The sequence below is a fragment of the Agrobacterium sp. 719_389 genome (genome assembly GCF_900188475.1).
Lineage (GTDB): Bacteria > Pseudomonadota > Alphaproteobacteria > Rhizobiales > Rhizobiaceae > Agrobacterium > Agrobacterium radiobacter.
In genome coordinates, this window is sequence record NZ_FYEM01000009.1 from 85548 (window position 1) to 105392 (window position 19845).

The 19845-nt window shown below is 60.0% G+C and carries 20 protein-coding genes; 11 read left to right on the forward strand and 9 right to left on the reverse strand.

Features of this window, described 5'->3' with window-relative positions; genetic code table 11:
• The gene (locus CFB10_RS17145) at nucleotides 1-948 is read right to left on the reverse strand and encodes a lysylphosphatidylglycerol synthase domain-containing protein (protein WP_020009465.1); all 948 of its coding nucleotides are present in this window, start codon (nucleotides 946-948) and stop codon (nucleotides 1-3) included.
• A gap of 198 nt (nucleotides 949-1146) precedes the next feature.
• Here CFB10_RS17145 and CFB10_RS17150 point away from each other — a divergent pair, with 198 nt between their 5' ends.
• On the forward strand, nucleotides 1147-1905 hold the full coding sequence (locus CFB10_RS17150) for a ribonuclease (RefSeq protein WP_020009466.1): 759 nt from the start codon (nucleotides 1147-1149) through the stop codon (nucleotides 1903-1905).
• 112 nt (nucleotides 1906-2017) lie between these two features.
• Nucleotides 2018-2614 (forward strand): glutathione S-transferase, encoded by a 597-nt coding sequence (locus CFB10_RS17155; protein WP_003502128.1) that lies wholly within the window; start codon nucleotides 2018-2020, stop codon nucleotides 2612-2614.
• A 114-nt stretch (nucleotides 2615-2728) separates the two neighbouring features.
• Here CFB10_RS17155 and CFB10_RS17160 read toward each other — a convergent pair whose 3' ends face one another.
• Nucleotides 2729-3385 (reverse strand): outer membrane protein, encoded by a 657-nt coding sequence (locus CFB10_RS17160; protein ID WP_003502127.1) that lies wholly within the window; start codon nucleotides 3383-3385, stop codon nucleotides 2729-2731.
• Between the two features lie 349 nt (nucleotides 3386-3734).
• On the opposite strand from CFB10_RS17160, the gene CFB10_RS17165 reads away from it, so the two are divergent.
• The 5 genes from CFB10_RS17165 (at nucleotide 3735) to CFB10_RS17185 (ending at nucleotide 7970) form a co-directional block, all read left to right on the forward strand.
• Nucleotides 3735-4523 carry an SDR family oxidoreductase gene (locus CFB10_RS17165; RefSeq protein WP_020009468.1) on the forward strand — a complete coding sequence of 263 codons (789 nt, stop codon included), beginning with the start codon at nucleotides 3735-3737 and terminating at the stop codon, nucleotides 4521-4523.
• Nucleotides 4520-6565 (forward strand): excinuclease ABC subunit UvrC, encoded by a 2046-nt coding sequence (gene uvrC, locus CFB10_RS17170; RefSeq protein ID WP_020009469.1) that lies wholly within the window; start codon nucleotides 4520-4522, stop codon nucleotides 6563-6565. The genes CFB10_RS17165 and uvrC overlap by 4 nt, the downstream gene beginning before the upstream one ends.
• 103 nt (nucleotides 6566-6668) lie before the next feature.
• Nucleotides 6669-7256, forward strand: a complete 588-nt coding sequence (gene pgsA / locus CFB10_RS17175; RefSeq protein ID WP_004441114.1) for a CDP-diacylglycerol--glycerol-3-phosphate 3-phosphatidyltransferase — start codon at nucleotides 6669-6671, stop codon at nucleotides 7254-7256.
• Nucleotides 7256-7510: a molybdopterin converting factor subunit 1 gene (gene moaD, locus CFB10_RS17180; protein ID WP_026363454.1), complete on the forward strand. Its 255-nt coding sequence runs from the start codon at nucleotides 7256-7258 to the stop codon at nucleotides 7508-7510. The genes pgsA and moaD overlap by 1 nt, the downstream gene beginning before the upstream one ends.
• 4 nt (nucleotides 7511-7514) lie before the next feature.
• Nucleotides 7515-7970, forward strand: coding sequence for a molybdenum cofactor biosynthesis protein MoaE (locus CFB10_RS17185; protein ID WP_020009471.1), 456 nt, complete (start codon nucleotides 7515-7517; stop codon nucleotides 7968-7970).
• Between the two features lie 61 nt (nucleotides 7971-8031).
• Here the strand turns inward: CFB10_RS17185 and CFB10_RS17190 are convergent, their stop codons facing one another.
• On the reverse strand, nucleotides 8032-8928 hold the full coding sequence (locus tag CFB10_RS17190) for a branched-chain amino acid ABC transporter permease (protein ID WP_020009472.1): 897 nt from the start codon (nucleotides 8926-8928) through the stop codon (nucleotides 8032-8034).
• A gap of 60 nt (nucleotides 8929-8988) precedes the next feature.
• Here CFB10_RS17190 and CFB10_RS17195 point away from each other — a divergent pair, with 60 nt between their 5' ends.
• Both CFB10_RS17195 and CFB10_RS17200 read left to right on the forward strand, forming a co-directional pair.
• Nucleotides 8989-9540 carry a CGNR zinc finger domain-containing protein gene (locus CFB10_RS17195; RefSeq protein ID WP_020009473.1) on the forward strand — a complete coding sequence of 184 codons (552 nt, stop codon included), beginning with the start codon at nucleotides 8989-8991 and terminating at the stop codon, nucleotides 9538-9540.
• Nucleotides 9537-10049, forward strand: a complete 513-nt coding sequence (locus CFB10_RS17200; protein WP_003502119.1) for a hypothetical protein — start codon at nucleotides 9537-9539, stop codon at nucleotides 10047-10049. Before CFB10_RS17195 ends, CFB10_RS17200 begins: the two co-directional genes overlap by 4 nt.
• 292 nt (nucleotides 10050-10341) lie before the next feature.
• On the opposite strand, the gene ndk is transcribed toward CFB10_RS17200, so the two are convergent.
• Together ndk and CFB10_RS17210 are read right to left on the reverse strand one after the other, a co-directional pair.
• A complete protein-coding gene (gene ndk / locus CFB10_RS17205) occupies nucleotides 10342-10764 on the reverse strand; it encodes a nucleoside-diphosphate kinase (RefSeq protein WP_003502118.1) in 423 nt (140 codons plus the stop codon).
• Between the two features lie 103 nt (nucleotides 10765-10867).
• The gene (locus CFB10_RS17210; RefSeq protein WP_026363455.1) at nucleotides 10868-11563 is read right to left on the reverse strand and encodes a glutathione S-transferase family protein; all 696 of its coding nucleotides are present in this window, start codon (nucleotides 11561-11563) and stop codon (nucleotides 10868-10870) included.
• A gap of 237 nt (nucleotides 11564-11800) precedes the next feature.
• Between CFB10_RS17210 and CFB10_RS17215 the strand changes: the two genes are divergently transcribed.
• Nucleotides 11801-12847 carry a GGDEF domain-containing protein gene (locus CFB10_RS17215; RefSeq protein WP_020009474.1) on the forward strand — a complete coding sequence of 349 codons (1047 nt, stop codon included), beginning with the start codon at nucleotides 11801-11803 and terminating at the stop codon, nucleotides 12845-12847.
• 69 nt (nucleotides 12848-12916) lie between these two features.
• Nucleotides 12917-14800 carry a ribosomal protection-like ABC-F family protein gene (gene abc-f / locus CFB10_RS17220; protein WP_026363456.1) on the forward strand — a complete coding sequence of 628 codons (1884 nt, stop codon included), beginning with the start codon at nucleotides 12917-12919 and terminating at the stop codon, nucleotides 14798-14800.
• Between the two features lie 59 nt (nucleotides 14801-14859).
• Here the strand turns inward: abc-f and CFB10_RS17225 are convergent, their stop codons facing one another.
• The 4 genes from CFB10_RS17225 to CFB10_RS17240 form a co-directional block, all read right to left on the reverse strand.
• Nucleotides 14860-15342: a heme-binding protein gene (locus tag CFB10_RS17225; protein ID WP_020009476.1), complete on the reverse strand. Its 483-nt coding sequence runs from the start codon at nucleotides 15340-15342 to the stop codon at nucleotides 14860-14862.
• 88 nt (nucleotides 15343-15430) lie between these two features.
• Nucleotides 15431-16039: a response regulator transcription factor gene (locus tag CFB10_RS17230; RefSeq protein WP_020009477.1), complete on the reverse strand. Its 609-nt coding sequence runs from the start codon at nucleotides 16037-16039 to the stop codon at nucleotides 15431-15433.
• Nucleotides 16036-17742 carry a sensor histidine kinase gene (locus CFB10_RS17235; protein ID WP_020009478.1) on the reverse strand — a complete coding sequence of 569 codons (1707 nt, stop codon included), beginning with the start codon at nucleotides 17740-17742 and terminating at the stop codon, nucleotides 16036-16038. Before CFB10_RS17235 ends, CFB10_RS17230 begins: the two co-directional genes overlap by 4 nt.
• Nucleotides 17743-17861: 119 nt before the next feature.
• Nucleotides 17862-19802: a GGDEF domain-containing phosphodiesterase gene (locus CFB10_RS17240; protein WP_026363457.1), complete on the reverse strand. Its 1941-nt coding sequence runs from the start codon at nucleotides 19800-19802 to the stop codon at nucleotides 17862-17864.
• Nucleotides 19803-19845 lie beyond the last annotated feature (43 nt).

The following is a 19845-nucleotide window of genomic DNA, read 5'->3' on the forward strand; positions in this document are numbered from 1 at the left end:
TTACCTCAGCCCTTCCCTTTTCTGCGCCGCCGCAAGCTGTGACCGTTCGAAGAACAGGATCACGAACAGCGCCATGATGAAGGGGATGATGAGGTAGAACAGGCGAAAGACCAGCAGCGCGGCGATGACATCGGCGGGGTTCATATCCGGCAGGCCGGTGACGAAGACCAGCTCCAGCACCCCCAGCCCGCCCGGCGCATGCGAGATGAGCGCCGCCGAGAAGGAAACCAGAAATATGCCGAGAATAACCATATAACCGGGATTTCCGGCCTCCGGCAGCGCGAAATAGATGATGCCAGCCGCGCCGATCAGCTCGATCGGGCCGATGACGAGTTGTTGCGCAACAAGCTTGGGCGCAGGGTAAGGCAGCACGAAAGAGCCGATTTTCAGGGGCTTCAGCTTGAGCAGGCTGCCGAGAACATAAAGCCCGACGACGACAAGCAGCAGGACGCCTGTGGTCCTGGAGGCCTCGACGGGCAGGATTCCGGTAAACCGTTCGGTGATGTCAGGCTCGTAAAGCAGCACCAGGCCGATGAGCATGATCGTGCCGATGAGAAAGGTGAAGGAGCAGAGACCGACGAGAACGCCCACTTCCGCGACACTCAGCCCCTTGGACGTATAGGCCCGATATCGCACCACCGCCCCCGAAAACACCGAGGCCCCGACATTGTGGGACAGCGCATAGGTGGTGAAAGAGGTGAGCGTGATGAAGAACCAGTTCACCTTGCGGCCAAGATGCTGCAGCGCGATGCGGTCGTAACCGGCAAGCGCGGCATAGGCCAGCAGGGTCGCAAGGCCCGAGCACAGCCAGTCCCGCACGCGAATGGCTTTCAGGCTGTCCCAGAGATCATCAAGCGACAGGCCACGCAGTTCGTGAAAGAGCAACCAGGCGGAAAAACCGATCGTCGCAAAACCAACGACGGGCCAGATGTATTTCTTGAATTTCATGCGGTCATGCCGCCTATTTCCTCCAACTTCACCCCAGCCCTGTTTCCGTCTTTCGCGGAAGATTCGTTCGACTCTATTCGTTATGCGGCGAAGCTTTCAACCTTTTTGCCTGTTTGCCTCGTTCACAAATTTATGTAAGACCGGATCATCGCCCGACGGCGATACGAACTGGTCCAGTTTCCGGGGAACGTGCACGGAATGAAACGTTACGCAGGTTTCATCGCCTTGGGTCTTCTGTCGCTTGCGGCGCTGTGGTTTGCGCAGGAAAACCCCGCCCCGAAGGGACCGGCGAACGACCGGCAGACGCAAGCCTCGACGCAATCTGCAGGACGCCCCCAACCGGAAAGACCGCGCAGAAATGCGGGCAATAATCCGGCGCCTCGCGGAACGGGTTTCGATTTCTACGTGCTTTCCCTGTCCTGGTCGCCGGCCTTCTGCGCCAGTTCCGAAGGCTCGGGTAACCGCCAGCAATGCGGCAGCGACAGGCGTTACGGTTTCGTCGTGCACGGGCTGTGGCCGCAGAACGAAAACGGCTATCCCGAATTCTGCCAAAGCGGCGAGCCTGACCGTGTTCCTGACGCGATCGGCCGCAGCATGTTCGATATCATGCCGTCCATGGGCCTGATCGGCCACCAGTGGCGCAAGCATGGCTCCTGCTCCGGCCTGTCGCAGAGGGATTATTTCTCGGCAACGCGAGCCGCCTTCGAAGCCATCCGGCTGCCGGAAACAATTGCCTCGGGCGCAGCGGCCTCCACACTTTCCGCCGACGCCATAGAAACCGCTTTCACCGACGCCAATCCGGGCCTGTCGAAACGCGGTATCTCCATCAGCTGCGACGGCAGGCGCCTTGAGGAAGTGCGCATCTGCCTCAACAGGGACATGACGTTCCGCGATTGCCCCGAGCTTGACCGCAAGGGCTGCCGCGCCAACGCCGCAGAAATCATCCCCATTCGCTAGAGCGCGTCGAGTGCGCTCTATTTCCTGTCTCTACACATTTTCCAGACATAAAACCGCTATCCAGTTTTATTGAATACTCCAGTCCCCAGACGACAACCCACAGGACCCGACCATGGAACTGCTTTACTCGCCCGCCTCCCCCTACTCCGCCAAGGTGCGCATGGCCGCCCGCCATCTCGGCATCGACATTACCTCGGTACGCGTCGACACCAATGCCGAGCCCGCAACGCTGATGGACAACAATCCGCTCGGCAAGATTCCCGTCCTGCTTCTGGATGGAGGCGGCTCGGTCTATGATAGCGTGGCGATCATGCATTATCTCGACCGTCTTTCAGGCGGCAAGCTCTACCCGAAGAAGAACGGCAAGCGCACGGATGTGGAAATTCTGGAAGCGCTGTGCGACGGCATCATGGATTGCCTGTTAGCCATCGTTTACGAGCGCCGTTTCCGCCCGGAAGACAAGATCCACCAGCCGTGGATCGACAAGCAGTGGAGCAAGGTGGCCCGCGGACTTGACTATCTCAACGCCAACCTGCCGAAAACCGGCAAGAAGTTGCATGGCGGCCATTTCGCCCTTGCAGCGATGATCGGTTATCTCGACCTGCGTTTTGCCGGTGAATGGGCCGAAGGGCGCGATGCGCTGGCCGCCTGGCCCGAAACCTTCGGCAAGCGTTTCGAAGCCTACACGGAAATGAAGGCCGCCGCCTGAGCCAGCCGAACAAAACGCCCGGTTTTTTGGGCCGGGCGTTTAAGCATGGCAAATCACGGAAACAAAAAAGCCGGGGCGTAAACCCCGGCTTTTCTTTAACCGATCCGAAAAGGATCAGAACTTGACGCCGATACCGGCCTTGACGGAGTGATCGTCGAAACCACGCGAGAACGCGCCGGAGTCGAGACCGTAGTCCTTCTTCTGGTAGTCGCTGTAGCGATATTCCAGACGGGCGGTGATGTTGTCGGTCACCATGGCTTCTACACCGGCACCAACGGTGTAACCGAGGGCGGTGGCGCTGTCCTTGGAGGTCGCGTCACGTACCTTGTTGTCGGAGACAGCAAGACCAGCCGTACCGTAAAGCAGGAACGGGTTCATGTCGTAACCAACGCGGCCACGCAGCGAGCCGTTGACGCCCTGCTTGCCTTCGATGGCGTTACCGGCAACCGTGCCGGCAGAACCCTTCTCGTCGCCCAGGTTTACGTCTGCTTCAGCACCGTAAACGATCTGGCCGCTCTGCATGTTGTAACCACCGTAGAGACCGCCGCCGAAGCCCTTGGCGTCACGGCCGTCATTGCTGGAGCTGAAACGGCCCCAGTCATAGTTGACCGTACCACCGAGGTAGGCGCCGGACCAATCCTTGACCGGTGCGGGCTGGTCGTAGGACACCGGTGCCTGCGGCACTTCATTTACGGCGTCAGCGGCGTGAGCAGCCGAAAAGCCGGCGGCTGCCATGGTCGAAGCCATAAGGGTTGCTACGAAAATACGCATGCTATTCTCCTTTCAGGACCGCTCTGCACTCAAAACATTGTTTTCAGACGCGGTGTAAAATCGTCGGGTTAATCGCCCCTCTGGAAACTGAACTTGATGGGAGAATGCGGAGATCAAAGAGCCAAAATGTGAATTGTTTGGGGCAGAGACGTGACTAGAATTAGACGTTGCCTAATTGCCACAAGGGTTTTATTAACCCTAACAGAAGCCTAATCAGCAATAGATCGCCTTTAAACTTAGTTATATTCAAATTAAACCGAAATTGCATTGTGAATAAAAAATCGCCCAATTCTTTTGGGGCTGACGGACAGCTTGCGATTTGCATTTATATCCAGCAAATAGGGCTGAGATGAGCAAATGCAGGTCCGCCGTGAAAGAAAATATACCGAAGACAGTCTTGATAACGGGGGCCGCCCGCCGGCTCGGGCGGGCAATCGCCACCGATCTGGCCGCCCATGGCTTCGCGATCGCCGTCCATGCCAATGAATCTATGGCGCAGGCCGAGGAATTCGCTAACGAAATAAGGCAAAAAGGCGGCAAAGCCGTTGCCGTCCAGGCGGACCTGACACAATCCGGGCCCGCCTCTGGGCTCACCGGACAGGCTTCTTCGGCGCTGGGACCTATCGGCCTCGTTATCAACAATGCGTCGATTTTTCTGGACGACTCGGCGGATAAACCCGATCCCGTGATCTTCGACGCGCATTTCGCCGTGCATGTCCGGGCTCCTTCCCTCATCGCCGCCGCCTTTGTCGAACAATTGCCTGCCGACAAATCCGGGCTGATCGTCAATATCATCGACCAGCGCGTGTTGGCGCTCACGCCGCGGTTTTATTCCTACACGCTTTCGAAATCCGCCCTGTGGACAGCCACGCGGACGATGGCGCAGAGCTTTGCACCACGCGTGCGGGTCAATGCCATCGGTCCGGGTCCGACCTTCAAAAGCGAAAGACAGGCGCCCGAGGACTTTCAGGCGCAGATCGACGGCCTTATATTAAAGCGAGGTCCCGCACCGGACGAGTTCGGGCGGACGATTCGCTTTCTTTTCGACACGCCGTCGATCACCGGACAAATGATCGCGCTCGACGGCGGCCAGCACCTTGGCTGGGAAACCCCTGACGTGGCGGAGATTAATGAATGAACGGAAAGAAGCTGCCTGATGGCGGTATTCTCTTCGATGAAACCGACGACGAAGACGACGATGCAAGCCTTGCCGCACCGGAAGCGGCCGAGGCTCCGCGCGACGTTGCCGGCATGGACTGGAATGCAGGCTGGAAGAACGAATCCGGCCTGAAGGGCATGGATCTGATCGGTGAATTCGTCAAACACCTGCCGAACTCGCCGGGTGTCTATCGCATGTTCAACGATGCGGGCGACGTGCTTTATGTCGGCAAGGCGCGCTCGCTGAAGAAGCGCGTCGGCAACTATGCGCAGGGCCGTGTCCATTCCAACCGCATCGCCCAGATGGTGCGTTTCACCACCCATATGGAGTTCGTCACCACCCGCACGGAGACGGAAGCGCTTCTGCTCGAAGCGAATCTGATCAAACGCTTGCGGCCGCGCTTTAATGTGCTTCTGCGTGACGACAAGTCCTTTCCCTATATTCTAATTACCGCCGACAACCGCGCACCGGCGATCTTCAAGCACCGCGGCGCCCGGGCGCGCAAGGGCGACTATTTCGGACCCTTTGCATCGGCCGGCGCCGTCGGGCGCACGATCAATTCGCTGCAGCGCGCTTTTTTGATCCGCACCTGTACCGACAGCGTTTTCGAGACCCGCACACGCCCCTGTCTTCTTTATCAGATCAAGCGCTGTTCCGGCCCCTGTACGCATGAGGTCAGCGATCAGGGGTATGCGGAACTCGTCAAGGAAGCCAAGGATTTCCTGTCCGGCAAGAGCCAGAGCGTCAAGACCGCGATTGCACGGCAGATGAACGAGGCGGCCGAAGATCTCGATTTCGAGCGCGCCGCGGTCTATCGCGACCGGCTGGCGGCGCTTTCGCACGTCCAGAGCCATCAGGGCATCAATCCCGCCGGCATCGAGGAAGCGGATGTTTTCGCCATCCACCATGAGGGCGGCATCTCCTGCATTCAGGTATTCTTTTTCCGCACCGGCCAGAACTGGGGCAACCGCGCCTATTTCCCGAAGGCCGATCCTTCCCTGCCCGGCTCGGAAATTCTCAACGCATTTCTGGCGCAGTTTTACGACGACAAGCCCGTGCCGAAACAGATCCTGCTTTCCGAAACGGTGGAGGAGCAGGAACTGCTGGCCGCCGCTCTCGGTGAAAAGGCGGGACACAAGGTCACGATCAGCGTGCCCCAACGCGGCGAGAAAAAGGACATTACCGACCATGTGCTTGCCAATGCGCGCGAGGCGCATGGCCGCAAGCTGGCGGAAACCTCGTCCCAGGCGCGGCTGCTGAAGGGTTTTGCGGAAACCTTCGGCCTTTCCTATGTGCCGCGGCGGATCGAGATTTACGATAACTCGCATATCATGGGCACCAATGCCGTGGGCGGCATGGTGGTGGCGGGTCCGGAAGGTTTCGTGAAGAACCAGTACCGCAAGTTCAACATCAAATCGACCGACATCACCCCCGGCGATGACTTCGGCATGATGCGCGAGGTGATGACCCGCCGTTTCTCCCGTCTCCTGAAGGAAGAAGGCAAGCCCGACCGCGAACGGACCCCGACACCGGAGGAAGCGGCCGACATGCCCTTCCCCGCCTGGCCGGATGTGATCCTGATCGACGGCGGTCAGGGTCAGATGACGGCGGTGCGGGCTATCCTCGACGAGCTCGGCATTCGCGACTGTGTCACCGCCATCGGCGTCGCCAAGGGTGTGGACCGCGAGGCAGGCCGCGAACGATTCTTCGCGGACGGGCGCAGCGATTTCTCGCTGCCGCCGCGTGATCCCGTGCTTTATTTCATCCAGCGCATGCGCGACGAGGCCCACCGTTTCGCCATCGGCTCGCACCGGGCGCGGCGCAAGAAGGAAATGGTGCGCAATCCGCTGGATGAAATTTCGGGAATCGGGCCGGGCCGCAAGCGCTCCCTGCTGCAGCATTTCGGCACGGCCAAGGCCGTTTCGCGCGCCGGCCTCAACGATTTGATGGCTGTCAGCGGTATCTCCGAGACGGTGGCGCGGCAAATTTACAATCACTTCCACGAGAGCGGCAGCGATTGACGCAGAACGGTGAGACCGAACTGCTAAAAAAACATAATGACGTGTTGACGCTGTGCCCTAGCGGCGGCATCAAGGCAGCTGATCTTAGACTGACAGGTTTCCCATGGCTTCGCGCGCATACAGCATTCCCAACCTTCTCACCTATGGCCGCATCCTCGCGGTTCCTGTCATTGTTCTGTGCTTTTACGTCGAAGGGAAACTGGAAAGCTCGGATTTCGCGCGCTGGACGGCTCTGTGGCTGTTCATCATCGCCTCGCTGACCGATTTCCTCGATGGTTATCTGGCGCGTATCTGGAACCAGACGTCGAATATCGGCCGCATGCTGGATCCGATTGCCGACAAGCTGCTGGTCGCCTCCGTGCTGCTCCTGATGGCGGCTGATGGCACCATTGCCGGCTGGTCGCTCTGGGCCGCCATCACCATTCTCTGCCGCGAAATTCTGGTTTCGGGCCTGCGCGAATATCTGGCGGCGCTGAAAGTCAGCGTTCCCGTTACCCGCATCGCCAAATGGAAGACCACCATCCAGATGGTCGCCATCGCCTTTCTGCTTGCGGGTCCTGCGGGCGACAAGGTTCTGCCCTACACGACCGAGATGGGAATTACGCTTCTCTGGCTCGCCGCAGCGCTCACCATGTATACCGGCTATGATTACTTCAAAGCCGGCCTCAAGCACATCGTGGACGAAGAATGATGACGCGGATCGTTTATTTCGCCTGGGTTCGCGAGAAGATAGGCACGGATGAAGAGGAGCTGGATATCCCCTCCTCCGTCACCACGGCCGGTGAGCTGATCGCCTGGCTTTCGGCACGCGGTGAAAATTACGAAGCCGCCTTCGAATTTCCCAATGTGATCCGTGTTGCCGTCAATCAGGAACATGTCGAGCATGACGAAAGCATCGCCGCCGCACGCGAGATCGGCATTTTCCCGCCGATGACGGGGGGATGAGCGGATGCAGCCGACAGTCCGCGTCCAGGCAGAGGATTTCGACGTTGCGGAAGAAACGCGCCGGCTGACGGAAAGTGACAGGAGCATCGGCGCGGTGGTGGCCTTCACCGGGCTCTGCCGGGATGATGGCGGCACGCTCGCGGCGCTGGAGCTAGAACATTATCCCGGCATGGCGGAAGCGGAAATAACCCGCATTGCCAAACTTGCCATGGAGCGTTTCGGCCTGCTTGGCCTCACCGCCATCCACCGCCACGGCAAGATCGCCACCGGCGAAAATATAGTCCTCGTCATTGCAGCCTCGTCTCATCGACAGGCGGCCTTTGATGGCGCCAATTTCGTAATGGACTATCTCAAGACATCCGCCCCGTTCTGGAAAAAGGAACATGGCAGGGATGGCTCGACGGGCGACTGGGTTGCAGCAAAGGCAACCGACGATGCGGCGAAGGACAGGTGGCGATAGTGCTTGTCCTTTTCTCGCTTTTCCGGACGGAAAACCGGCGTCCACTTTTCATGGAAATGCTCTAGGGTGTTTCAACCCTGCTGCGCATGACAATCAGCCAGCCGACCAGCATCGCCAGAACCACCGCATCGCGCCAGGCGGCCGGGCCGTAACCGACCCAGAAAGTTTCCGCAAAACCGATGGCGGCGGCCCCAAGGCCGCAGATGAGCGGGCTGGCATAACCGCCCGCCGCTGAAATCAGCACCACCTTCAGCCCAAAAACCAGACCGGCCCCGAAATCCATGGTGCCGTAATAAAATGTGGCCAGCACACCGGCGATGGCGGCGACCAGACCCGCCGCGCAATAGGACAGCAGAAATATCCTGCCCGCATTCACCCCGCACAAAGCGGCGGCAAAAGCATCGTCCGACACCGCCTTCCAACGCCTGCCGAAAGCGGAACGGCTGAGATAAAACGACCCCGCGAGAATGAGCAGGCAGAACGCCGCCGTGTTCAGCATCTGCATCGGCGTCAGGGTCACCGCAAAGCCGCCATCGGCCCAGAAACGCACCGGCTCGGACAGAAGCGGCGGCAGCCATAATTGCCTTGTCTCGGCGGCCAGCCTCGCACTTTCCGTAAGCGCTATCAATACACCGACGGAGGCGACGGTCACCGCATTGGGAGAGGCTTTCGCTAACGGCCGCATCACCGCCCTGCCGACAAAACCCGCCGCCCATAACCCACCGAACAGGCCCGCCCCCGCCCCGAGCGCAAGTGTTGCCGGCAGAACCAGCCACAGCCGGTTCCAGCCGAAATCGGCAAACAGCAGGCAGGTCTGGCCGGCAAAAGCAAATATGGCGCCATAGGTGACATCGGCGCGTCTGGTGACCGAAAAGGCGATGGCATACCCGAAGGCCAGAACCGCATAGAGCGAGGCAACCGGCACCGCATTCAACAATTGTTGCAGGAAATAGGCCAAGCGCGTCCTCCCGCCATTATTATAACTGTTAAAACCCATTTTGACAGTTATAATAATGGCATGACCTTTCGCTGGACAGAACATCGTTTCGCAGGCGGCGCATTGGCGCTGGATGTCGCCAATAGCGTGATCCTGCGCGCAGACGTGGCAAAATCAGTCGATCGTTTTGCTGCGCCCGCGCAGATCGCCGCCTTTGCCGAAGCGGCGACAAGGCTCGGTGCGGAGCGCCACAGGTTTCCCACGCTCATCGCACCCGAAGCGGAAAGGCGGCCGGTTTTTCTAGAGCTTCGCGAGGCTGTCGACGATTATTTCCGCACGTCCATCACCGGCAGCGAAGATGGCGACGGCAAACTGGCCGGGCTTCTCTTCGCCTGCGGCACGGCGCTGCGGACGTTTCCGCTTGCCGAAAGCCTCGGCAATGCCACCGCCCATTCCGCCCTCTCGCTACTTGCGGACGAGACGCAGGAACGGCTGCGCATCTGCGGCAATTGCGGCTGGCTGTTTATCGACCGCAGCAGGAACAGAAGCCGCATCTGGTGCGATATGGCTGTGTGCGGCAACCGGCAGAAAGCCAGCCGGCACTATCACCGGAAAAAGGAGGCGCAGACATGAAAGGAATCGCCCTTCCATTGCTGGCGATTGCAGGGATGCTCGCCCTTTCCGGCTGCCAGCGGGACGAACCGCGTGAGGTGGCGAAGATCTCCGGCCGGATGTTTGTGTTTAACTACCGCGTGGCCATCGCCACCTATCTGGTGACCCTTCAGCGCATCGCCCCCATTCGTGACGGCAGCACCATCGAGGCGACGTTCGAAAACCCTCGCGGTGGTCCAGACCTCACCAGCCGCGAGAAGATTTTTCCGAAAGACGAAAAGATCACGGTTCAGAGCCCACCGGTGGAATGCGTGAAGCAGGACCGGCCCTATAAGGTCACCATCCATATCAAAGGGCCGGAAGGCGACATTCTCCAGAGCATCGAAACCACGATCCGTTCCGACACCGACCAGTCACTTCTGCCCGCCAAGCCGCTGGTGGTCGGCCCGCTTTATACGCCCAATCCGGAGGTGTTCAAACCGGATGGCACGACGGATATGCGGCCGGTTCAGGATTGTCCGGCGTCGTAGGGACTGACGGAATGAATGACGTGAAGGCGTCCCATCCCTCATTCCTGTGCTCGTCACAGGGATCCAGTCAGCCCAAGTCCTTGGGCTGAAAGGACTCCTTTCGCCGCGCAGACGCGCGTCGGCTGGATTTCTGTGACAAGCACAGGAATGAGGAAGGTGGGAATGGCTGCGACCTAACCCTTTACCCCTATCAAAACAAAAAAACGGAGCCTCTCGGCCCCGCTTCTTCGAGTCATTTCAGCAGCTTCACGCAATCGCCTGCAATAGCGATTCAAGCCGTTGAGATTTTGAATCAGCCGACGATTTCGGTTTCGGCGAACCAGTAGGCGATTTCCTGTGCAGCGGTTTCCGGAGCGTCGGAACCGTGAACGGAATTTTCGCCGATGGAGAGCGCGAAGCTCTTGCGGATGGTGCCTTCAGCGGCCTGGGCCGGGTTGGTGGCGCCCATGATTTCGCGGTTCTTGAGGATGGCGTTTTCGCCTTCCAGAACCTGAACGATGGTCGGGCCGGAGGTCATGCCTTCAACGAGTTCGCCGAAGAAGGGACGCTCCTTGTGAACGGCGTAGAAGCCTTCAGCTTCGCGCTTGCTCATCCAGACGCGCTTGGAGGCGACGATGCGCAGACCGTTGTCTTCAAATACCTTGGTGATCGCGCCCGTGAGGTTACGCTTGGTTGCGTCCGGCTTGATCATCGAAAATGTGCGTTCAATCGCCATGTGTCCGTTTCCTTTTCCTTCAGAGAAAGTGGGCGGTCTTTACCCGCCCAAAGGCCCGAAAACAAGGGGGATCAACGAGATTGCGACTGTCGGCGCAGACATTTCACGCCGCTGTCACACTGCGGCCTCTCGCATCATAGAGATCGAGGCAGCCTTCGAACCAGTCCCGCACCGGATCGTTATCGGCAAACAGATCCAGCCCGGTGGTGATCCTCGCCCATTGCAGCGCGCCGAACACGATGTAATCCGCAAAGAGCGGCGACGTACCGCCGATGAAAGGCTGGAAGCTCAGCATACGCCGGATCGGTGCGAGCAATGCCGGAAATGCTGCGATCTCCGCCTCGCGGTTCGCCACCACATCCTCAAGCGGACGGCCGAGCGCTTTTGTGCGGCTATCGCGAAAATAATGGCGATCCGGCTCATCCAGCATATTGTGGATATCGAGTACGGCAATGCGGACGATGGCGGGGTGAAGCACCGTCTGCGACCAGCTTTCGACGAAACGGGCCATTGCCTTGCCACCCTCGCCGTTAAACAGCGAGGGGCGCTCCGGGTAAGTCTCGTCAAGATAAAGCGCAATTTCGAAACTGTCGCTCACCAGTTCGTCACCATCGCGCAGGATGGGCACGGTCTTCGAAAAACCATCCTCCACCGTGGGGATCACCGTAAAAGGCAAAGGCCTTTCCTCGAAATCCAGCCCCTTATGCGCCAGCGAAAGCACGGTTTTCCAGCAATGGGGAGAAAATGGCCGGGAAGTGTCGCTTCCGCATAGCGAATAGAGCGTTCTGGAAGTCGTCATGGGCTGCCCCTCTTCTGCAACATCGATGAAGCGATATAAAAACGGTCGCCACCCGAAATCAAATCAGGATTTGTCATATTATCCATCAAGGCGCGCCAATGCGGATTCATGCTTCGTGACGGCAAAATTCCCTTCTGGGTTTATTCTATTTTAAACCGTTGCTTGTAAGAATAGCGCCGTTCAACAATCGGTTATCGCCGGTCTATTCATAATAATCCATTGGTATTGGGGCTGTCAGTGACGACATCGGCGGGTGATAAAAAACGCGAACATGCAAGAAGTTCACTTGTCGTTACCAAAATCACGCAGTTCATCGCCAAGATGAACATTGCGCCTTTGCCGCGCAACTACGAATTGATCTACGAAATATTGTCTGGACACAACCCGGCCATGGGCCGCGATATTCTCGCGCTCGGCAACGCGCCGCAGCAGCATGAAATCGATCTCATCGGCCAGCGGCACAATCTGCCCGGTTTTTCGCGGATCGAGGCGGAGCAGATGGCAAGCGAGGCTTTCGATACACTGACGCAGATTTCCGCGCGGCTGGATGCGAGCCTTCACCGCACTGAAATCTTCATGAGCAGCCTTGAGCAGGACGAGGATTGCGAGCCGCCCGCAATGGAGCGTTTCGTCGAGTTGCTGGGCGATATTCGCGAAGAACAGACGAGCCTTCGGCATTTCATCGCCATGGGGCTGGTGAAAATTCGCGAGGTTGAAAGGAACCGCGCGGAGCTGCAGGCCGCCTCGCTGCGCGATGCGCTGACGGCATTGCCAAACCGTGCCGCCTTTCTTGAAAAGCTCGGCACTCTTTTCGCGAAGGACCGGGCTGCCTCAGCCACTTCGCTGGTGCTGCTGGATATCGACCATTTCCGCGAAATCAACGGCAAATATGGCTCGTCTGCAGGCAACAAGGCGTTGCGACGTCTCGCCGCCCTGTTTCGCAAGACCATCAAGAAGGACGATTTCGTCGCCCGTATCGGTGGCGATGAATTTGCCTTTCTGTTTGCCGGCGTGCCGCAAAACACGGCCGAGGCCATTGCCGAGCGGCTGCGGCAGAGCGTGGAGGCATTGCGCTTCGCAACCACTGGCGGCGATGGCGAACATCTGACGGTTTCGATCGGCGTCGCGGAAGTGGATGGCACCGCCACGCCAGCCGAGTTTTTCGGCCATGCGGAACTCGCCCTGCTCTCGGCCCGATGCCGCGCGCGCAACTGCGTCGTCGGTTATTCGCGGGAGGTGTCGCAACACAGCCGCAGCAGCTATCTGGCGCAACTCGGCTCCTGAGACAGCATTCTCTCATGGTGTGGCGCGGGCGCTCTTGCCTTGGCCAGACAGTTCGGCCAAAACGGCGCCATGATTACGATTACCGATCTTTCCGCCCGCATCGCCGGGCGTCTGCTTCTTGACCATGCCAGCGTGACGCTTCCCGCCGGCGTGAAGGCGGGCCTTGTTGGCCGCAACGGCGCCGGCAAATCCACTCTGTTCCGGGTCATCACCGGCGATTTTTCGGCTGAAAGCGGTTCGGTGACGATCCCGAAGATGGCGCGCATCGGCCAGGTCGCGCAGGAAGCGCCGGGCACCGAGGAATCGCTGATTTCCATCGTGCTTTCCGCCGACAAGGAACGCAGCGCGCTTCTCGCCGAGGCGGAAACCGCAACCGATCCGCATCGTATCGCGGAAATCCAGATGCGGCTTGTCGACATCGACGCCCATTCGGCCGAAGCGCGCGCGTCAAGCATTCTTGCCGGTCTCGGTTTTGATCACGAGGCGCAGCTTCGCCCCGCCTCCTCCTTCTCCGGCGGTTGGCGCATGCGCGTGGCGCTTGCGTCGGTGCTGTTTGCCGAACCCGACCTTTTGCTGCTCGACGAGCCGACCAACTATCTCGACCTCGAAGGCACACTCTGGCTGGAAGATTACATCAGGCGTTATCCGCATACAGTCATCATCATCAGCCATGATCGCGATCTTCTCAACAATGCCGTCAATTCCATCGTGCATCTGGACCAGAAGAAGCTGACCTTCTATCGCGGTGGTTACGACCAGTTCGAGCGGCAGAAGGCCGAGGCCGACGAATTGCAGATGAAGGCGAAGGTAAAGAACGACGCCGCCCGCAAACATCTGCAAAGCTTCATCGACCGTTTCCGCGCCAAGGCGACAAAAGCGCGGCAGGCGCAAAGCCGCATCAAGGCGCTGGAGCGCATGGGCACCGTGGCCGCCGTGATCGAGGATCACGTCCAGCCGATCACCTTCCCCGAGCCGGAAAAGCAGCCCGCCTCGCCCATCGTCGCCATCAATGGCGGTGCTGTGGGTTACGAGCCTGGAAAATCCATCCTGAAACAGCTCAATCTGCGGATCGACAACGACGATCGCATCGCGCTGCTCGGCTCGAACGGCAACGGTAAATCGACCTTTGCGAAATTCATTTCCGGTCGTCTTGCGCCGCAGGCCGGCGATCTGCGTGTCGCGCCCGGCCTCAAGATCGGCTTCTTCGCGCAGCACCAGCTCGATGACCTCGTGCCGGATGAAACGCCGGTCGAACATGTGCGCAAGTTGATGCCGCTGGCCCCCGAAGCGCAGGTGCGCTCCCGCGTGGCGCAAATGGGGCTTGCGACGGAAAAGATGGCGACGGCGGCGAAGGATCTGTCCGGTGGCGAAAAGGCTCGCCTGCTGATGGGGCTTGCGGCCTTCCATGCGCCGAACCTGCTGATCCTCGACGAGCCGACCAACCACCTCGATATCGACAGCCGCCGGGCGCTGATCGAGGCGCTGAATGATTATAACGGCGCGGTCATCCTCATTTCGCACGACCGCCACCTCATCGAGGCGACGGTGGACCGGCTGTGGCTGGTGGCCGACGGCACGGTCAAGACCTTCGAAGGAGACATGGAGGAATATCGCGATCTCGTCGTTTCCTCCGGCAGGAAGAAGGAAGACAAGACCGAGGCCGCTGCCGATCAGGCGTCGAAAGCGGATCAACGCAAGGCCAACGCAGAAAAGCGCGCCCAGCTTGCGCCGCTCAAGAAAAAGATCAACGAAATCGAGTCCCTGACGGCAAAGCTTGAGAAAGTGATTCAGTCGCTCGACACCGAACTGGCGGACCCGGCGCTATACGAGAAGGCCCCCGCCAAGGCCGCGCAGAAAGTGAAAGAGCGCGGCGAAGCCGCTGCCAGGCTTTCGGACGCGGAGGAGCAATGGCTGATGCTTTCGAGCGAATACGAGGATGCAATGGCGGGTTGATACGCAACAGTGCAGAGCCGGCGGCCTCCTGCGAAGCCGCCGTATCGCATTGACGCAGTTTATTTCGCGCCGATCGTGTTGAGACCTTCACGCGCGCATTCGGCATCGATCACGCCCGATGGCGCGCCGCCGACACCGATACCGCCCACCAGGGCGTCGCCGATCTTGATCGGCAGGCCGCCGGCCTGGATGACCATGCGCTCATCCATGTTGCGAAGGCCATCATTGGCCGGCTTGGAGGCGATGAATTCGGCGATCTCGCCGATATCGCGGCCAAGCGATGCGGCGGCAAAGGCCTTGCCGGTTGCGCTGGAGACCGTATGCGGACCGGAACCATCCGCCTTCAGCACCATCTTGGTGGCGCCATCGCGGGTGACGATGGCGACGGTGACGGCGCTGCCCTTGGCGGAGCAGGCCTGAAGCGCTGCCTTGGCTGCCTTTTCCGCCATTTCGAGCGGCAGATAGGGCGCGGTCGGCAGCGTCTGCGACAATGCGGCAGAAGGAACGATCAGGGCGGAAACGATGAGAAGGGTGCGGATCATGGAAAGTCCTCTTGCTTGATGAGGACTGCAGCTTAAGCGGATGGCGCTCAGCCGCGAATCCGTAAGACTTGCCGGCTGCTCGGTAGTTCTACCGATCCACGCTGGCTTCCAGCCATAGCCGCGTCATTTCCGCCTGCGAGGTGGTGCCGAGCTTGAGGCCGATGGCGGCGCGATGGCTGTCCACCGTGCGCGGCGACAGGCCAAGCCCGTCGGCGATCTGGCGTGTGGTAAAACCGAGTGCGATGCGTTCGAGTATTTCCCGCTCCCGCGCGGTCAGCAGCGATAAAAGCGCCATCGTCTCCGCCTGCAGCGCTTTTGCATCGAGCGTGCGGGCCAATATCCGGTGCGCCTTCTGGATGGCGTCGATGAGATCCTGCTCATCCACGGGCTTGGAGAGAAAATCCACCGCGCCATTGTGAAAGGCCCGCCGGCAGGCTTCAATATTGCCGTGACCGGAAATGATGATGACGGGCCAGTCGATCCCCTCTTCCGTCAGCTTCTCCTGCAGCTTCAATCCGGTAATGGCGGGCATGCGGATATCGAAGATGAGGCAGCCCGGTTCGAGCCCGGATAGCTGACCGAGAAATACCACCGGATCGGCAAAGCCCTTCGCCTTGATGCCGACGGTGGACAGGAGCAATATCAGCGCCTTGCGTACGGCGTCATCATCATCCACGAGATAAACGGGCAGCGTCATGGGGTCTGTGCCTCCGCTGCAAGCGGAAGGACAACCCGGAAAAGCGCACCATTCTCACTCTCGACATAGAGGATTTCGCCGTCGGCGCGCTCCACCAGCCGTTGGCTGAGGGCAAGTCCCAGACCCATGCCGTTCGTTTTCGTGGTGGCGAAAGGCGTGAACAGCCGGTCGCGCAGGCCCGGTGCGACGCCGGGGCCGTTATCGGCAACGTCGAGAACGGCGAAATCATCGCTCCGGCTCAATCTGGCGGTGATGGCGCGCCTGCCTTCGATGGCGGCGAGCGCATCAAGCGCGTTGCGCAGCAGATTGAACATGACCTGTTCTATTTCGACGGGGTCGACCCGCACCAAGAGCGGGGTATCGGGCATGGCGATGTCGATGCTGGCTTCGTGCCGGGCCGCTTCTCCGGCAAGCAGCGCATCGACATTGCGCAGAGCGGCGCGCAGATCATGCGCCGCCATCGGCTGGCGGTGCGGCAGCGACCAGTTGCGAAACCGGTCGAGCATATTGGCGGCGCATCGCGCCTGATCGATCATATCGTCGAGAGCACCGGAAAGAGCCGTGACATCCTGACGGGCAAGCAGCCGCCGCCCGGCCTGCGCCTGCGCCAATATCGCCGTCAGAGGCTGGGTCAGCTCATGGGCAAGGCCGCTTGCCATTTCTCCGAGTGCATTGACCCGCGAAGCGTGGGTGAGCCGCGCCTCCATGCCGCTCAGTTCGGCCCGTCTTTCGGCGGCGCGCATGCGCGTCCTCTGTCTTGCCATGACAGTGCCAAGCAGGAAAACGATGCTCGACCCAGCCATGCCCGCCAGCACGGCGCGGCCGGGCAAAAGATCGCGCCAGGTGATGGAGAGGGCGACTTCGAGCATGAGCGGCTGGGTGGCGCTGCTCAACTGCCGGACATATTGCGGCGCTTCCGGCATTAAGGGCGGGCCGAACAGGACTGTACCGTCAGGCATTTTGAGGCGGATCACCGCCTGTTTCGCAGACCAGAACGGGGCATCGGACGCCAGAAGCCGCGCGGCATCGACGGCAAGCACCAGCGCTTTCGAGGCCGTCTCGCTATTGGGGCTGCGCTTGACGATCATGTAATGGCCGGGCCTGAGATCGCTCGCCACCAGGGCTGGCCGGCCGGTAAAGACCAATGCCGCCTTTCGGATCGCCGCTGCCAGCTCGTTTTCCAGCGGTCGGGTGCCGATAACAGGCCCCGCCTCGCTGAGGGGAACCAGCTGAACCTCATCGATGCGCGGGTAAAATTGCAGAATGGGTGCGGCGACATCCAGCAGCAGGCCGTAATCCGCCCCCTGCTCCGCCTGCGCTACCGCCGAAAGCGCCGTCACATGGGCATCATGCTGATCGGCGCGGCGGGATGCCTCGGCCTGCAACGCGTCGCTCTCTCTCCCCAGTTCGCCGAGCAGGCTGACATATTGATAAGCCGCCAAAGCGGAAATAACGGTCGCCATGAGCAGTGCCCAGACCAGAAACAACCTGAGAAAAGGCCATCCTGACAGCGGCTGCGGATTGTCCGCCGTAGGCCGGTCGCCTGATACGGCATGGGCGGCCGCGCGAAGCGAGCGGCCGGCGCCACCCTCGCCCTTGGCCGATTCATTCGGCAAGTGCTGAGCCGGCTTTCCGGGCATGTCGTTCCATGCATCATTGTTTTCAAGCATCGGCTCGCCCGCATGACCTTTAAAAAGGATCATGACATTCGTTCATCAAAGAAGTTTCTCAGCACAGACCGGGAAAACATTCAATGCAGCAGTCGCCGAATTCCCTTCGATGGCCAATGGCCGCAGCAAGGGCCCCGATCGGTCTGCGCGCGTCAGGCGCAGGCCCTGCGAGGCTGCAGCCGGGCGAGCGGCACGGCCGGGGAATAAAGATAACCCTGCCCGAAGCGTATGCCCATCTGCATGAGAAGCCGGCTCTGCTCCTCCGTTTCGATGCCTTCCGTTACCAGCTTTGCGCCGTAGCGCTCGGCGCTCTCGAAAGCGAGCGCGATGGCGTCCCTGAACCGCGATTGGTCGAGCCTCGACGTCATCCAGTGATCGATCTTGACCTCTTCGAAAGGGAACCGCGCCAGCAAAGTGAGTGCGGCATAACCGGTGCCGAAATCATCGAGCGCCAGCCGGACGCCTGCGGCGATCAGCGCATCGAAATTCTGCTGCACGACATCGGTGGTCGGTATCCTGCTCATCTCCGTCACTTCGATCGAGAGGCGATGCGCCGGCACCGCCATGTCGTGCAGCAGCGCCACGACCCGCTCTCCGAAACGCGCAATCGCAAAAGACGACGCGGAGATATTCACCGCCAGATGAAAATCCGCGTCGAGGCCGTGCAGGTCACGAAGGTCGCGCACAACAGCTTCGATCGTCGACCATTCGAATTCCACCAGCAGACGATGGCGTTCGGCAATTTCCAGCACGTAATAAGGCGAAAGCGCCTGTCCGCGCGCATCGACCGCGCGCAGCAGCGCTTCAGCGCCGATCATGCGGCGATCACGCATTTCGAATTTCGGCTGATAACAAATGGGCGGCCTGCCGGATTTGATCCAGTTGACCAGCATCTGCCGCACCGCCTCGTCCCGTGTCGCTTTCTCGGCAAAGGAGAAGGGGAAAATCTGCACCGGATGATCGCTTCCCTTCAGCGCAAGGCTGAGGTGTCTGAGGAAGGAGGCGACATTCTGCCGGGAAAGCCGGTCCAGATTTGCCGCACCGATTTTGAGATGCGGAACCGGCCCCGCCTCCGCCGAGCGGCAAAACGTGCTCAACCCGTCATGCAGGTGCATCATCAGCTTCGCACTTTCCGACTTCTCCAGCGAAATCCCCTGCATGACGACCGCAAGCGTCATATCGCCGAACATGAAGCTGCACGGCGTGTTGGAACTGCACAGCAGACCGTCTTCGGTATCGCAGATTTCCCGCGCCAGCCTGGGCCAGAAAAGATCGCTCCAGTCCTCGCCCTCGCAGGCGGCGACATCGGCAATATTGATGATTTCGATGAGAATGAGGGCGTGCGGAACGGCCGGCTCCTGCCGCATCGTTGTTTCTATGTGGTCTTTGAGGGCGCGTCTGTTGGGCAGGCCGGTCAATGAATCGGTCCGCGCCGCAACGTCGCGCTTCTTTGCCTCGTCCCTTGCCCGCGCCTCGCTGCGCAAAAGGATGAACAGGCAGACGATCATCGGCAGGCCAACGGCAACCGCGCCGAGGGTTCGGCGGCCGACTGCACTCAAAAACAGCGCCTGATCGACCAGACCAAGCGCGAATGAGACCGCGATGGCAAGCAGCACGGCAATGAACCTGACCGCAAAGACGGTGAGAATATCCCGAATTCCAAGATCGGCGAGACGGCGCTTGCGCATCCAGCCATACATGATGATGCCGCAGGCCGAAATGACGACCATGTCCTGCAGGGCCGCAAAAAACAGCACGGGACCACCGAACACAAAACGCCCGGCCGCGACGAGGAAGAGGCTGATCAGCCCGCCCTGCCAGGAGCCGAGCACCCCGGCGAGAAACAGCAGGTCGGAGCGGATATAAGGTTTGGAGGGCAGCTTGATGAATTCGGAAACCAGCAGCGTCAGCAGAAAGCCAGTCATTCCGAACACGATGCCATAATACATTTTATAGCGTGGGTCCTCGAGGGCGATGTTTCGCCGCAGGAGGATCAACACGGACACCATGCCAATGACCGCGGCCGCCTGAAGCAGCAGGAATGGAAGTTCGGCAGCGGATGCTGCCGCTTGTGCGGCGATCAATTCCATCATCTGCATTCCCCGGTTATCATGTGTTCTTGGGGCCGGAATTCCG

Coding starts and splice junctions, on each gene's coding strand:
- ndk (WP_003502118.1), bottom strand. CDS start 10,764: ATGGCGATTGAACGCACATTTTCGATGATCAAGCCGGACGCAACCAAG.
- CFB10_RS17185 (WP_020009471.1), top strand. CDS start 7,515: ATGCAGCCGACAGTCCGCGTCCAGGCAGAGGATTTCGACGTTGCGGAA.
- CFB10_RS17235 (WP_020009478.1), bottom strand. CDS start 17,742: ATGATCCTTTTTAAAGGTCATGCGGGCGAGCCGATGCTTGAAAACAAT.
- CFB10_RS17145 (WP_020009465.1), bottom strand. CDS start 948: ATGAAATTCAAGAAATACATCTGGCCCGTCGTTGGTTTTGCGACGATC.
- pgsA (WP_004441114.1), top strand. CDS start 6,669: ATGGCTTCGCGCGCATACAGCATTCCCAACCTTCTCACCTATGGCCGC.
- CFB10_RS17195 (WP_020009473.1), top strand. CDS start 8,989: ATGACCTTTCGCTGGACAGAACATCGTTTCGCAGGCGGCGCATTGGCG.
- CFB10_RS17165 (WP_020009468.1), top strand. CDS start 3,735: ATGAGCAAATGCAGGTCCGCCGTGAAAGAAAATATACCGAAGACAGTC.
- abc-f (WP_026363456.1), top strand. CDS start 12,917: ATGATTACGATTACCGATCTTTCCGCCCGCATCGCCGGGCGTCTGCTT.
- CFB10_RS17150 (WP_020009466.1), top strand. CDS start 1,147: ATGAAACGTTACGCAGGTTTCATCGCCTTGGGTCTTCTGTCGCTTGCG.
- CFB10_RS17210 (WP_026363455.1), bottom strand. CDS start 11,563: ATGACGACTTCCAGAACGCTCTATTCGCTATGCGGAAGCGACACTTCC.
- CFB10_RS17200 (WP_003502119.1), top strand. CDS start 9,537: ATGAAAGGAATCGCCCTTCCATTGCTGGCGATTGCAGGGATGCTCGCC.
- CFB10_RS17225 (WP_020009476.1), bottom strand. CDS start 15,342: ATGATCCGCACCCTTCTCATCGTTTCCGCCCTGATCGTTCCTTCTGCC.
- CFB10_RS17240 (WP_026363457.1), bottom strand. CDS start 19,802: ATGATGGAATTGATCGCCGCACAAGCGGCAGCATCCGCTGCCGAACTT.
- moaD (WP_026363454.1), top strand. CDS start 7,256: ATGACGCGGATCGTTTATTTCGCCTGGGTTCGCGAGAAGATAGGCACG.
- uvrC (WP_020009469.1), top strand. CDS start 4,520: ATGAACGGAAAGAAGCTGCCTGATGGCGGTATTCTCTTCGATGAAACC.
- CFB10_RS17160 (WP_003502127.1), bottom strand. CDS start 3,385: ATGCGTATTTTCGTAGCAACCCTTATGGCTTCGACCATGGCAGCCGCC.
- CFB10_RS17230 (WP_020009477.1), bottom strand. CDS start 16,039: ATGACGCTGCCCGTTTATCTCGTGGATGATGATGACGCCGTACGCAAG.
- CFB10_RS17155 (WP_003502128.1), top strand. CDS start 2,018: ATGGAACTGCTTTACTCGCCCGCCTCCCCCTACTCCGCCAAGGTGCGC.